This window comes from Halomonas sp. H33-56, assembly GCF_040147035.1.
Taxonomy (GTDB): Bacteria; Pseudomonadota; Gammaproteobacteria; order Pseudomonadales; family Halomonadaceae; genus Halomonas; species Halomonas litopenaei.
This window is the reverse complement of record NZ_JAMSHP010000001.1, coordinates 4,633,999-4,646,972: the sequence shown is the minus strand read 5'-3', so window position 1 is coordinate 4,646,972 and position 12,974 is coordinate 4,633,999. Positions and strand designations below refer to the sequence as shown.

At 63.2% G+C, this 12,974-nt stretch carries 9 protein-coding genes and 1 tRNA gene; 5 read left to right on the top strand and 5 right to left on the bottom strand.

The genetic code is table 11. The annotated features are described in order from the left end of the window. Nucleotides 1–113: 113 nt before the first annotated feature. The 3 genes from pyrE (at nucleotide 114) to rep (ending at nucleotide 3,465) form a co-directional block, all read left to right on the top strand. The gene (gene pyrE, locus NFH98_RS19925) at nucleotides 114–803 is read left to right on the top strand and encodes an orotate phosphoribosyltransferase (protein ID WP_045992106.1); all 690 of its coding nucleotides are present in this window, start codon (nucleotides 114–116) and stop codon (nucleotides 801–803) included. Between the two features lie 98 nt (nucleotides 804–901). After that, nucleotides 902–1,402, top strand: a complete 501-nt coding sequence (gene trmL, locus NFH98_RS19920) for a tRNA (uridine(34)/cytosine(34)/5-carboxymethylaminomethyluridine(34)-2'-O)-methyltransferase TrmL (RefSeq protein ID WP_108131999.1) — start codon at nucleotides 902–904, stop codon at nucleotides 1,400–1,402. Continuing rightward, on the top strand, nucleotides 1,399–3,465 hold the full coding sequence (rep, locus tag NFH98_RS19915; RefSeq protein ID WP_108132000.1) for a DNA helicase Rep: 2,067 nt from the start codon (nucleotides 1,399–1,401) through the stop codon (nucleotides 3,463–3,465). Before trmL ends, rep begins: the two co-directional genes overlap by 4 nt. Before the next feature lie 152 nt (nucleotides 3,466–3,617). On the opposite strand, the gene NFH98_RS19910 is transcribed toward rep, so the two are convergent. After that, nucleotides 3,618–4,478 (bottom strand): c-type cytochrome, encoded by an 861-nt coding sequence (locus tag NFH98_RS19910; protein ID WP_231498572.1) that lies wholly within the window; start codon nucleotides 4,476–4,478, stop codon nucleotides 3,618–3,620. 242 nt (nucleotides 4,479–4,720) lie between these two features. On the opposite strand from NFH98_RS19910, the gene NFH98_RS19905 reads away from it, so the two are divergent. Beyond that, nucleotides 4,721–4,797 (top strand) — tRNA-Arg (locus NFH98_RS19905). A 333-nt stretch (nucleotides 4,798–5,130) separates the two neighbouring features. Here NFH98_RS19905 and NFH98_RS19900 read toward each other — a convergent pair. From NFH98_RS19900 to NFH98_RS19890, 3 genes are all read right to left on the bottom strand, one after another. Further along, nucleotides 5,131–6,261, bottom strand: a complete 1,131-nt coding sequence (locus tag NFH98_RS19900) for a polysaccharide lyase family 7 protein (RefSeq protein WP_348827293.1) — start codon at nucleotides 6,259–6,261, stop codon at nucleotides 5,131–5,133. 166 nt (nucleotides 6,262–6,427) lie between these two features. Then, a complete protein-coding gene (locus NFH98_RS19895) occupies nucleotides 6,428–8,419 on the bottom strand; it encodes a methyl-accepting chemotaxis protein (RefSeq protein ID WP_348827292.1) in 1,992 nt (663 codons plus the stop codon). 335 nt (nucleotides 8,420–8,754) lie between these two features. Beyond that, nucleotides 8,755–10,236, bottom strand: a complete 1,482-nt coding sequence (locus NFH98_RS19890) for a sodium:solute symporter family protein (RefSeq protein WP_348827291.1) — start codon at nucleotides 10,234–10,236, stop codon at nucleotides 8,755–8,757. Between the two features lie 270 nt (nucleotides 10,237–10,506). On the opposite strand from NFH98_RS19890, the gene NFH98_RS19885 reads away from it, so the two are divergent. After that, nucleotides 10,507–11,403 carry a LysR family transcriptional regulator gene (locus NFH98_RS19885; RefSeq protein ID WP_222516290.1) on the top strand — a complete coding sequence of 299 codons (897 nt, stop codon included), beginning with the start codon at nucleotides 10,507–10,509 and terminating at the stop codon, nucleotides 11,401–11,403. 13 nt (nucleotides 11,404–11,416) lie between these two features. On the opposite strand, the gene NFH98_RS19880 is transcribed toward NFH98_RS19885, so the two are convergent. Beyond that, nucleotides 11,417–12,625, bottom strand: a complete 1,209-nt coding sequence (locus NFH98_RS19880) for a M24 family metallopeptidase (RefSeq protein WP_045992100.1) — start codon at nucleotides 12,623–12,625, stop codon at nucleotides 11,417–11,419. Nucleotides 12,626–12,974: the final 349 nt, after the last annotated feature.

The following is a 12,974-nucleotide window of genomic DNA, read 5'->3' as shown; positions in this document are numbered from 1 at the left end:
GTCCCTTTTGCGTCGCGCGTGTATGATACCCGACGTTTCGACGTTTGGGTAAATGGCCGGTCGAGAAAAACGTGATAAGGCCAGGCAATTGGACAGGAGGCCTTGTGGCTGACATGGCACCTCAACCGCCAGGCGCGGCGCGCCTTCATCCCTACCAGCGGGAGTTCATCGAGTTCGCCATCGGCGAGGGCGTGCTCAGTTTCGGTGAGTTCACCCTGAAGTCGGGGCGGGTGAGCCCGTACTTCTTCAACGCCGGCCTGTTCAAGACCGGCCGCGCCCTGGCGCGCCTCGGGCGCTTCTACGCCAAGGCCATCGAGCAAAGCGGGATCGAGGCCGACGTGCTGTTCGGTCCGGCCTACAAGGGCATTTCGCTGGCGGCGACCACCGCCGTGGCACTGGCTGACCATCATGACCGTGATCTGCCCTTTGCGTTCAATCGCAAGGAGGCCAAGGACCACGGCGAAGGCGGCAACATCGTCGGGGCCGCGCTCGACGGTCGCATCATGATCATCGATGACGTGATCACCGCCGGTACGGCGATCCGTGAGGTGATGGGGCTGATCGACGGCGCCGGCGCCCAGGCCGCCGGGGTGGTGGTGGCGCTGGACCGCCAGGAGCGCGCCAGCGACGACACCGACAAGAGCGCCATCCAGCAGGTGCAGGCCGAGTTTGGCATCCCGGTGGTCAGCATCGTCGGCCTCGACCAGGTGCTGGCCTACCTCGAACAGAGCGGGGGAGACACCCTCAAACCCCACGCCGAGGCCATCCGCGCCTACCGCGAACGCTACGGCGTCAGCGCCTGAGTCGCTATGGCTTCCTTGCGCCGAGGTCTTCCTCCCAGGAGGGCCTCGGTGATCTCCCTGCCTCACATCGTCCTCCGCCGCGATCCTGGTGATGTCCAATGCTCGACGTGGTGCTCTATCAACCCGAGATTCCGCCGAACACCGGCAATCTGATACGCCTGTGCGCCAATACCGGATTTCGCCTGCACCTTATTGAGCCGTTAGGCTTTACCCTAGACGATAAGCGCCTCAGGCGCGCGGGGCTGGACTACCATGAGTGGGCGCGGGTCCGGGTCCACGCCGACTGGCAGACGTTCATCGACGAGGTTTCGCCCTCTCGGGTCTTCGCCGTCTCGACCCGTGGGCGGCGTGGTTACCATGAGCCCGACTATCGTTCCGGCGACGCCCTGGTATTCGGCCCCGAGACCCGAGGCCTGCCCCAGGCGATGCTCGATGCACTGCCGCCGGAGCAGCGCCTGCGCATCCCGATGCTGCCGGACAGCCGCAGCCTGAACCTGTCCAACGCCTGTGCGGTGCTGGTGTTCGAGGCCTGGCGACAACTCGATTTCGACGGCGCGGCGCGACTCGATGTCCAGCCCGGCGCCCAGGACGACGCATGAACGCACCTGTGAAGACGATCCGCGAACGCATCCGCGGCCTCAACCCGCGTCAGCGCGAGGCCGTGCACTTCATCGACGGTCCCTGCCTGGTGCTGGCCGGGGCCGGCTCCGGCAAGACCAGCGTGATCACCACCAAGATCGCCTACCTGATCCAGGAATGCGGCATGAGCGCCCGGCGCATCGCTGCGGTGACCTTTACCAACAAGGCCGCCCGCGAGATGAAGGAGCGGGTCAGCTCGATGCTGCAGGGGCGTGAAGGCCACGGCCTGACGGTCTCGACCTTCCACACGCTCGGCCTCAACATCATCCGCGGCGAGCTCAAGGCGCTGGGCTACAAGCCGGGCTTTTCACTGTTCGATCCGGAAGACGCCAAGGCGCTGCTGCGCGATCTGATGAACAAGGACGCCCAGGTCGACGCCGACCAGATCAATCAGGTCCAGGGAGTGATCTCCAACTGGAAGAACGACCTGATCCTGCCCGGCCAGGCGCTGTCCCACGCCGCCACCGAAGACGAGCAGTACGCCGCCCGGGTCTACGAGGCCTACGTTCGCCACCTCAAGGCCTACAACGCGGTGGACTTCGATGACCTGATCCTGCTGCCGGTGGTACTGCTGCGCGACGACCCCGAGGCGCTGGCCCGCTGGCGTCGCAAGATCCACTACATGCTGGTGGACGAGTATCAGGACACCAACGTCAGCCAGTACATGCTGGTCCGCATGCTGATGGCCGAGCGCCAGACCTTCACCGTGGTCGGCGACGATGACCAGTCGATCTACGCCTGGCGCGGTGCCCGGCCGGAGAACCTGGTGACCCTGGGCGAAGACTTTCCGCGGCTCAAGGTGATCAAGCTGGAGCAGAACTACCGCTCCACCGGCACCATCCTGCGCGCCGCCAACACCCTGATCGCCAACAACCCCCACGTCTACGACAAGACCCTGTGGTCGGACATGGGCCAGGGCGATCCGATCCGGGTGGTGGTCACGCGCCACGAGGAGGCAGAGACCGAGCGGGTCGCCAGCGAGATCCTGACCCGCCGGATCAAGGAGCGCGCCGAATGGCGTGACTTCGCGGTGCTCTACCGTGGCAACTTCCAGGCGCGCCTGCTGGAATTGAAGCTGCAGCACTACCAGATTCCCTACAAGCTGTCCGGCGGCACCTCGTTCTTCTCCCGGGGCGAGATCAAGGACGCCATGGCCTACCTGCGGCTGTTGATCAATCCGGCCGACGACAACGCCTTCCTGCGTATCGTCAACGTGCCGCGTCGCGAGATCGGCCCGACCACCCTGGAGAAGCTCGCCAACTACGCCACCGAGCGCGGCGTCTCGTTGTTCGCCGCCTGTCACGAGCTGGGGCTGGCCGAGCAGCTGCCGGCCCGCGCGGTGGAGCGGCTTACGCGGTTCACCCACTTTATCGATGGGGTGCGCCGCCGCATGGACCAGGGCGACGCCATCGCCGCGATCCGCGAGATGATGCGCGAGATGGACTACGAGGCCTGGCTCTACCAGAACGCCAGCGCCCCCACCATCGCCGAGCGGCGCATGGCCAACGTGTGGATCCTGATCGACCAGCTCGAGAAGTCGATGCAGGCCGATCCGGAAGAGAACACCGCCAGCACCGATACCGAAACCGACGACGTGGAATCGGCGATCTCGCGCCTGGTATTGCGCGATATCCTCGAGCAACAAGCGGAAGAAGATGACTCGGATCGTGTGCAATTGCTGACCATGCACGCCTCCAAGGGCCTCGAGTTCCCCCACGTCTACCTGATGGGTCTCGAGGAAGAGCTGTTGCCTCACCGCAACTCCATCGAGGCCGGCACCGTGGAGGAGGAGCGCCGCCTGGCCTACGTTGGCATCACCCGTGCCCGGCGTACCCTGACCATGACGCTGGCGCGCCAGCGCAAGGCCTACGGCGAGTTGATGGACTGCGCCCCCAGCCGCTTCCTCGACGAGTTGCCGCCGGATGATCTGGAGTGGGAAGGACGCGCCGATCGGGAAGACCCCGAGCGCAAGCAGGAGCGGGGCAAGAGCGCCATCGCCGGGCTGCGCTCGCTGCTGGACTGAATCCATCCACAGCCGCTGGATCGCCACAGGCTGTGGATAAGCCCGATGGCATCAAGGCTTGGCACGACCCGAGTGCAGGACCAGGCCTCGCCAGCAGACCAACGCAAGCGGGGCGCCCATGGGCGCCCCGCTGCTATATCGCGTGAGTCGATTTACTGGGTCATGTAAATGACGGCCGCCTTGATCTCGTCATCGGACAGACTCGGGTTGCCACCCTTGGGCGGCATCGCGTTGAAGCCGTTGATGGCGTGGTCATAGAGGGTGTCCATGCCCTTGGCCAGGCGCGGTTCCCAGGCGGCGGCGTCACCGCGAACCGGGGCGCCGGCGACACCGGCTTCATGGCACGCCATGCAGATGCCGCCATAGACCGCTTCACCATCGATGGCCGCCACCGCCGGGTCGACCTCGGCAGAGCCTGCATCGGTTGCAGCGGCGTCGTCGCCGCCAGCCGCATCGGTGGCGGCAGCGTCCTCACCTGCTGCTTCGTTGCTGGCAGCGGCGGCGCTGTCGTCTGATGCTGTCTCTTCGGCAGGGGCCGCCTCGCTGGCGCCTGCGTCGCTTGACGGCACTTCCATCACCGGCTCGACCAGGTAGGCCACCGCCGCATGGACTTCTTCATCGGACAGGTTCGGGTTGCCGCCACGGGCCGGCATCGCATTGAAGCCGTTAAGAGCGTGATCCAGCAGGGTGTCGAAGCCCTTGGTGGTGCGTTCGGCCCAGGCCGCTTCGTCGCCGCGCTTGGGTGCGCCGGCGACGCCGGTATCGTGGCAGGCCATGCAGATGCCGCCGTAGACGGCTTCGCCATCGACGCCACCGCCCGACGCCGCGGCGTCACCGCCGCCTGACGCGGCGGCCATGGCGCTGCCACATTCCTGGCCTTCGAGGCACACAGAACCTACCGGGGCCAGGCGCTCGGCCATGGCGTCACGCTCGGCATCGTCCTGTGCCATCGCCTGGCCGGAGCCCAGGCCCAGGGTGATCAGACACCCCATGATCAGCTTGCTGGATTTCACTCTCACCACCTCTGTAACGGTCGCTTGATGGAAGTTATTGTTGGTGGCGCCGAGCACGGCCATCGTCCCTATCGCCGGGCGTCACGCTGTGCCGGCAGTATAGCGAGATCGCTCGAGACGGGAAAATGTCGCCCGTCGCCGGGAAGGTGGCGCTGCGGGGCTTGGGCATGCCCTTGGGTGGACACCGGCGGGTGCGCAAGGTAGGATATGGCTCGCCGCGTGACAGGTTCAGGCGGCACCGCGCGCCCTTAGCTCAGCTGGATAGAGCGTTGCCCTCCGGAGGCAAAGGTCAAAGGTTCGAATCCTTTAGGGCGCGCCATAGAATTCAAGGGCTTACGACGCTGTCGTAGGCCCTTTTTCATGTCTGGAGGGTAGGTCGGCAGGGGGGCATCGAGCGCTCGAATCGGGCCATTCACTGCCGTTGAATTTGCCCATTGCTGCACGAGCACATGCTTGAAAGTGCACGGTTTTCTGCCAAAGTTCGCCCTTGAGGCGAAAGCGCCTTTGCTGATCTGGATCAAGTCGGCCTTTGTTGCCGAGCGCCGTTGGCCAGGAGCGAGCGGCAGCTTCGCCCCTGGCGTGAACGTTACGCTTCTCTGGCGTGGACGTTTCTCTTCTCTGGCGTGGACGTTACCGGGCGCTCGCTGGACGCTTACTCGACCGGGCCGCTATCCAGCTCGCTGAACACGACCTGGGCGTAGTCGCCGTGTTGCTGGTCGGTTTCCCACACCCCGGTACCCAGGCAGGCGCCAGATTCCGGCTTGGTGTTGCACTGGTTATAGGAACCCGCCTTGAAGTACATCCAGTCACCGGCGTATCCCTGCGGATGGTCGGCCTCGTCGACCTCACCGTCGGGACCGACGTTGTCGGCCAGGTTCTGCTCGAAGGTGCGGGTGGGGTGGCCGTCTGACGCGAAGGTCAGGTGCATGACGTCGTCCTTGACCTCGACCCGATAGCGGAAGCTCTCGCCCAGGGCGATGCCCGCCTCGCCCGGATCCTCGCTGCCGCTCCAGTCGTTGCCCCACACCGCGTGGCTGATATCGATGCGCTCGGGGTCATCCTTCTCGAGGTTGCGTTCGTAGTTCCAGAACACCGAGCCGGTCTCGTGGTCGGGAAACTTCTTGTAGTAGATCTTCAGCGGTTCGTTGCCGTGGCCGAAGCCATTGTCCTGGGCCAGCACCGCTTCGTCCTTGCCGGCGTGGATCTGGCCGATGACCACCGAATAGGCCGCTGCCCGGTCGGGCTTGTCGGTGCGCTCGGCGACGTGATCGACCCGCAGCGTAGCATCGAGGTAGCCGCCGATCTGGGCGTAGCGGTCAGCCTCGGGGTGAGAGGCGAGGGCAAAGTTCTGCTCAGGTGCCTTGGGGCCGAAGGCGTCGTCGGCGCCGGCCAGCATCTGGCGCAGTTCGGTGCGTGCATTGCTGGAATTGGGGGTGGTGAAGGCGCTGTTGGGGGTCACGAAGACCAGATTATTGTTGTCGTTCAGATAGTAGTAGTCCGGATGTTGATAGGACTGAAGCTCGCCGACCGATATCTCGTCGACGTCGTCGTCGCCGTCGGCGTCCATGGGCAGGGTCAACTTCCAGGTCGTGAGGTCGAAGACTTGCGCCGGAGGCGTACCCTCGTCGGCGGCCATGGAGGATACACCGAAGGAGGAGACGGCCAGGGCCGACAGCGCGACGATCAGGGGCTTGCGAAGGGGGTGTCGAAGGGACTGGTAAAGGGGCTGGCAAAGGGAATGGCGGTGGGAGAGAAAACGGCTGAGATGGTCGTGTTCGAGCACGGCGTTGTTCCTTGTTGTGCTGGGGTGGCATCAGCAAGGCTAGAATTGCGTTTCAATATTGTCAAAGATGATTCATCAAAAATAAAACGAGGTTTTGTTTGTGTGGGTTCCATGCCTGATAAAAAAAGCCGCCCGGAAGGGCGGCAAGGCGGGGAACCTGTAGGGCCTATGCGTGGCAGTCGACAAGGGTGGCCTGGGGTGAGCCGATAAGCGGCCCGTCTTCCGACGTGGCGTGAAGGGCCGTTGGCACATCGACCTTGAAGCGGCCCACCAGCGAGGCCATGTCGCGAGCCCGCTTGTCGAGGGACTCGCTGGCGGTGGCAACGCGTTCGACCAGGCCGGTGTTGCGCTGGGTGACGTCCTCGAGTTGCGCCAGTGCCTGAGTGATCTGTTCGATACCCAGCGACTGCTCGGTCGCCGCGGTGGAAATCTCCGACACCAGGGTCGCCGTCTGCTGGGCATGCTCGGAGATGGTGACCAGCGCCTCGCTGGTGGAGGTCACCAGGCGCTCGCCCTTGTCGACCCGCTGCGTACTGGTGGTGATCAACCGGCGGATCAGGGTGGCTTCCTCTGCGCAGCGGCTGGCGAGTTTCTGCACCTCCGAGGCCACCACCGAAAACCCTCGACCCTGGTCGCCGGCGCGCGCCGCCTCCACCGAAGCGTTCAGGGCCAGAATATTGGTCTGGAAGGCGATGTCGTCGATGGCCTCGACGATCCTGGTGACTTCCTGGTTGGCGTCGCGAATCTGTTCCATGGCCGTTCGGGTCTGGGCGGCGTTCTGGCTCAGGTCGTTGGCGCGGCAGGCGACTTCACGGGTCATTTCCTGCGCCTGGCGAGCGGAATCAGAGGTCTGCTTCACGGTGGCGGTGATCTGCTCCATGCTGGAAGCGGTCTGGATCAGTGAGGCCGCCTGCTGCTCCGTTCTGCTCGCCAGGTCCTGGTTGCCCCGGGTGATTTCTCCACTGACCGCCTCGACGGCGTTGGCGCTTTTCTTGAGGTTGACCACCAGGCTGGCAATATTGCTCAGCGAGTCGTTGAAGGCGCGGTAAAGCTGCGACAGCTCGTCCTTGCCGGGGACCGCCAGTCGCTTGGTCAGGTCATCCTTCTGCTCGTGGATATCTGCCAGGGCCGCCTTGAGGGGGCGAACCACGCTGCGGGCGGTGATGATCGAAAAGGCAAGGGTGACGAGCAGGACGGCAAGCATGACCAGGGCGTGCTTGAGCAGGTAGCTGAAGGACGCTTTCTGCAAGTCGTCAATACGTGCCAGGAGGTACTGATCCGCCGACCGGGAGATCTGCTGAATGCCATCGATATACTCGGTCTGGGCCTCGAACCACTCCTGGTGATCGATACCGAAGCCGCCGCTTGAGGCCTTGTCGAGGACCACGCTGCGCATGGCATTCAAACGCTCGCCAAGTGCGCTGTCGGTCAGCGTCTTGAGCTCCTCCTGAACCCTCGGTGATGAAAGCTCGAAGAAGTTCTTCTTGTGCACATCGGACTTCACGATCAACGAAAGCAGCTTCCTGAACATTACTGGCGATATCGCGTCGGCGCTGAAAGATGCCGCCAGTACCGCCCGTTCTATGCCGGCCAGCTCCTTGATGTTCAAAAGGTCGTAATAGGCCGTCAGCTGACGGGCGACCTCTCCCTGATCGACGCCAAAGGTCAGCTTGGCGACGATATCGATCAGCGCCTCGTTGATGTTGGTATAAGCGTCCGTCGATGCTTCGGCAGATATGTCGAGACCATCGACCTTGCGCCGTAGGCCATCCTTCTCCTCAAGCAGACGCTTTGCCAGATCGACCTGTGCTTCGATTCGAGGGTCTTGACGGGAAAAGTCGATGTCAGCGATGTAGCGGGCGAACGCTTCAACCTCGATATTGGTCGCCTCACGTTGCACCGGTAGCTCTGCGTGATAGTTGCGGCCCTGGCTGCTGAGAAAGGCGGCCGTCATCCCCCGTTCGCGCTGAAGTTCGTGCACCAGGTTGGCCGAATGACGCCCGAGGATCGCCACCTCTTGAAGGCTATCCATCCGGGTGACGACCGCCTGGCGTTCCAGCACTGTGGAGAGCGTCATCCACAGGATGGAAAGCAGCGGAAAGAAAAGCACCAGGAAGAACTTTCTTCCCATGGTCAGGCGATCAAGGAGTGATGTCATTGGCAGAGGGCTCATGCTGGGAGGGGCCAACCGGCAGTCATGGGTTGAGCGAAGTCATTTCCTGGCTTGCTCATCGCTCAGACTGCCTCCGATTAGCAGCGATGCCAGGGTTATCGACCCATGAAAGCGTCAAGTTGAGAGGAATATGCTAAAGCGCTTCGCACCAATGATCTGGATCATGAGAGCAGCCGGTTCTCGGCCATGATGCTCAGGTTCGACTGCGACTATTCGCTGGGTGACGGAGGTTTCACGAGAATGGCCGCCCCGGAAGGCGGCCTGTCTTTTTGCCTAAACCTCAGAACCCTGATCCTGAAGGCGAGTCGGGGGGGCTTCGGTCAAGCAGGGTGGTCAGGGAGGGATGCGTTCGGATGGCGGGCATGGGCGCGATGGCTGCGACCGACGAGGGTCACGCCGATATACAGAGCCGACGACACCACGCAGCCGGTCAGCGGACCGATCAACCAGCCCACATCGGCGAACAGCATCATGTAGCCGCTGGTGAAGAAGCCGCCGAGCATGGCCGCCAGCGCCCCCCAGGCCGAGCCCTGCCAGAAGGTCGAGATGAACACCGGGCCGATCAGGCTGGCGAGCAGGGTGCCGGTGCCGAGGATGCCGAGCCAGGACAGCATGAAGGGCGGTGCGTAGAGCATCATCAGCAGTGCCAGCACGCCGAGCACTAGCACCGCGGCCCGGTTCAGGCCCAGGACGCGCCGTGCCGAAGGCTGTCGTTCGGCAAAGATCGCCAGGCGCAGGTCATGGGAGACGCTGGAGGCCACGGTGTGCAACAGGGAGTTGGCGGTAGACTTCATGGCGAAGATGATGAACAAGGTGATGACGCCCTGGATCGCCGGATGCATGAACTGCTCGAGATAGACCGGCATGGCGCTGTCGGGATCCGCCAGTCCCGGCAGCTTGACCCTGACGTAGAGCCCGACCAGCGGAATCAGACTGAGCAGGCCGCCGAGCACCGCGACGTAGATGCCGACCTTGTGCAGCTTGACCTCGGGCTTGAAGGCCAGGAAGCGGATCGCCATGAACGGCAGCACCGCCGCGAACAGAAAGGCGTAGGGCAGGACCAGGAAGACGTTGCCTCGGGAGGCGCCGTAGTGGGCCCCGTTGGTCGGGTTCAACAGCTCCGGGTCGATGGCGTTCAAGCCGCTTTCCCACTCGTTCACGTCAATGGTGGTCAGCATCTGGATGACGATGATGACCGCCGCCAGGGCCATGCCCCAGACCATGATGGTGTCGGTCCAGGCCACCGCGGCCAGCCCCCCGAGCATGGTGTAGAGGATGATCACCCCGACCATCAGCATGGCGCTTTGATCGAGTTCGATGCCCAGCCAGCTGGCACCCAGAAGCCCCACCGCCTTGATCTGACTGGTCAGGAAGACCAGCAGCAGCACCACGGTGATGATCGCCGATACCGCCTGCAGCACTCGCCCCATGGCGCCGCCGCCGTGGGACTGGCCGATGTACTCGGGGATGGTGTTGCTGCCCATATCGATCGCCTTGCGCTGCATGAAGCGGGCGAAGTAGAGCACCGCGATGACCATCGCTGGTGCAAAGAAGAAGTTGCCCAGCACCTCGATGGCACCAAACTGGTAGGTGACCCCGGGCGAGCCCATGAAGCCCCAGCCGCTGAATCCGGTGGCAACGATGGTACCGGCACCGACGAAGGCCCCCAGCGAGCGCCCGGCGACCAGGAAGCCGGCGGCGTCATCCTTGCGCATGCGCCGCGAGGACAGGTAGCCCAGATAGAGCATCAGGCCGAAGGTCATCAGCAGAAGCGCCCAATTGAACAGGGTAAAGGAGTCCATGTGCGTCACCTCGGTTGGCGGGCCTTGAGTTCTCGACGCAGGTAGGCTGCACCGGTGTGAATCAGCATGGAGAGCGTTAGAATGGCAAAGGTGGTCAATACCCAGGAGTTCATGAAGAAGCCTCTATTGTTTGTTGTTGGACGTCGACAATCGGCAGTCGTCGAGAGGTAGCGTCGATTTCCATCGACAGATTCAAGGTATTTTCTTGCCGCTGATGCGACCAATAAGAACGACAAATCGATGCATGATCTATGCCAATGAGGCCCCAGGTTGAAGACGATACCGAGTGAGTTATTGCGTACCTTCGTGACCATCAATGAGCTGGGAGGCTTTACCGCGGCAGGAGAGCGCCTGGGGCGTTCCCAGCCCGCCATCAGCCTGCAGATGAAGAAGCTCGAGGAGATGCTGGGTACTCGCCTGTTTCTGCGCGGAAGTCAGCTGGAAATGACCCAGGATGGTGACTATCTCTACCAGGAAGCCAGGGCCATGCTGGCGATCAATGACCGGCTGGTGGAGAAGCTTTGCGGAGGGGGCGTCAGTGGCAAGGTAAGGCTAGGTATTCCCAACGATTTCGAGCTGGCATTTGTGCCGCGAGTGCTGAGGAATCTGGCGCGGGTCTACCCCAATATCGAGGTCGAGGTCGACTGTGAGATCAGCAGGGTCATACTCCAGCGTTTTCACAGGCACCACTACGATATCGCCCTGGTGATGGAGCCGGAAAGGGTCGACGATGATCGCGATGCTCGGGATATCCGGGTAGATGACCTGGTCTGGGTGGTCGGCGACACGGCATTGCTGGAGGGTGAAGCGCCGCTGCCTCTGGTCACCTATCCCCTAGGGTGCCTGTACCGCTCTGCGGCGGAAGCGGCGTTGAGGGCCAGGGCGATGCCCTATCGGGTGAGCTACGCCAGTACCAGCCTGCTCGGTATCTTCACCGCGGTGGAGGAGGGCCTGGGCGTGACCGCCCTGGCGCGCAGCGTCAGCCCCGACCACTTGCACTGCGTGGATGGGGCGGATCGGCTGCCCGAGCTTGGGCGCGTCACCTTCGGCCTGCACTACCAGACCGGCGAGCTGTCCGTGGCGGCGCACCACGTGCTGGACTACCTCAGGGCCGGGCTCGCCGACATGGGGGGCGAGCGGCCCCCCATGTCACGTCCCGGCCGGTGATCGCCGGATCGGTTCAACCCACGATGTTATGCGCCGGCCCGTAGGGGAAGCCGGTGATATTGTCGGCGCCGTCTTCCTTGACCACCAGGATGTCGTGCTCGCGGTAGCCACCGGCGCCGGGCTGGCCTTCGGGAATCATCAGCATGGGCTCCATCGACACCACCATGTTGGGCTCCAGTACGGTGTCGATGTCCTCGCGTAGTTCAAGACCCGCCTCGCGGCCGTAGTAGTGGCTCAGGGTGCCGAAGGAGTGCCCGTAGCCAAAGGTGCGGTACTTGAGGACGTCGTGTCTGGCGAAGATCTCGTTGAGCTCGTGGGCGATGTCGCTGCAGCGGGCGCCGGGGCGAATCAGCTGCTGTCCGCGCTCATGGACCTCGCAGTTGATCTCCCACAGCCGCAGATGGGCATCGCTTGCGTGCTCGCAGAACAGAGTGCGCTCCAGCGCCGTGTAATAGCCCGAGATCATCGGGAAGGTGTTCAGGCTCAGGATGTCGCCGGGACGCACGCGACGGCTGGTGACCGGATTGTGGGCGCCGTCGGTGTTGATGCCGGACTGGAACCACACCCAGGTGTCCATCAGCTCGCTCTGCGGGTAGGTCTTGGCGATCTCGCGCACCATGGCGCTCTGGCCGGCCAGCGCCACTTCGTACTCGGGCACCCCGGCGGCGATGGCGTCGCGTACCGCGACACCGCCCACGTCGGCGATACGCGCGCCCTGACGGATCAGTGCGATCTCTTCGGCGGACTTGATCATGCGCATCTGCATGGTGGGTACGCCGATGTCGACCAGCTCCACCTCGCCAAGGGCGCTTTCCAGCTTGTCGCGGTTGGCCAGGGTCAGATGGTCGAACTCCACCCCGATGCGTCGTTTGCCTTCGCATAGCCGCATGATGGCCTTGAAGAAGTTGTCCTTCTGCCAGTCGGTGTAGACGATGTTGTCGCCCAGACGGTTGCGCCGATACGGTTGGCCGCCGTCGATGTTGGCGGTGACGGTAGTAAAGCCTTCCTGGGTCACCACCAGTCCATAGTCGCGGCCAAAGCGACAATAGACGAAGTCACTGAAGTAATTGATGTTGTGATAGGAGGTCAGGACCACGGCGTCGACCTGCTGCTCGGCCATGTGCTGGCGCAGACGGGCTAGGCGGCCCTGCATCTCGGCGTCGCTGAAGGTGGGGGTGACCTTTTCACCGTTGGGGATCTCGATCAGAGAGGGCAGTTGCATAGGGGCTCCTTGTAATTCTTGGCCGACAGGGCGGTGGTTCTCATCCTGCGCTGGCGCCAGCCTCGACGCTGACCACCACGCTGGATTGACTATCGCCGTGGAGCCGTCAACGGCGCCAATCACAACCGCAAATGTCCCCATTTGCGCCAGAAAAATGGTTCTTGAACAGTGCGTTAAAGAAGTGTCTGCAAGCACTTGTGGTTGCCGCCCGAGGCCTGTCGAAGGGCCACCCTGACCACTGTCCAATGGCTTTGCATAAATCAGGCTTATGCAAAGCATAAAATCTTGAAAATTGTCTAATACGCCTACCTGGCCGAGTCTCAAGTGACGCCTGTCTTGCCGTCAACAA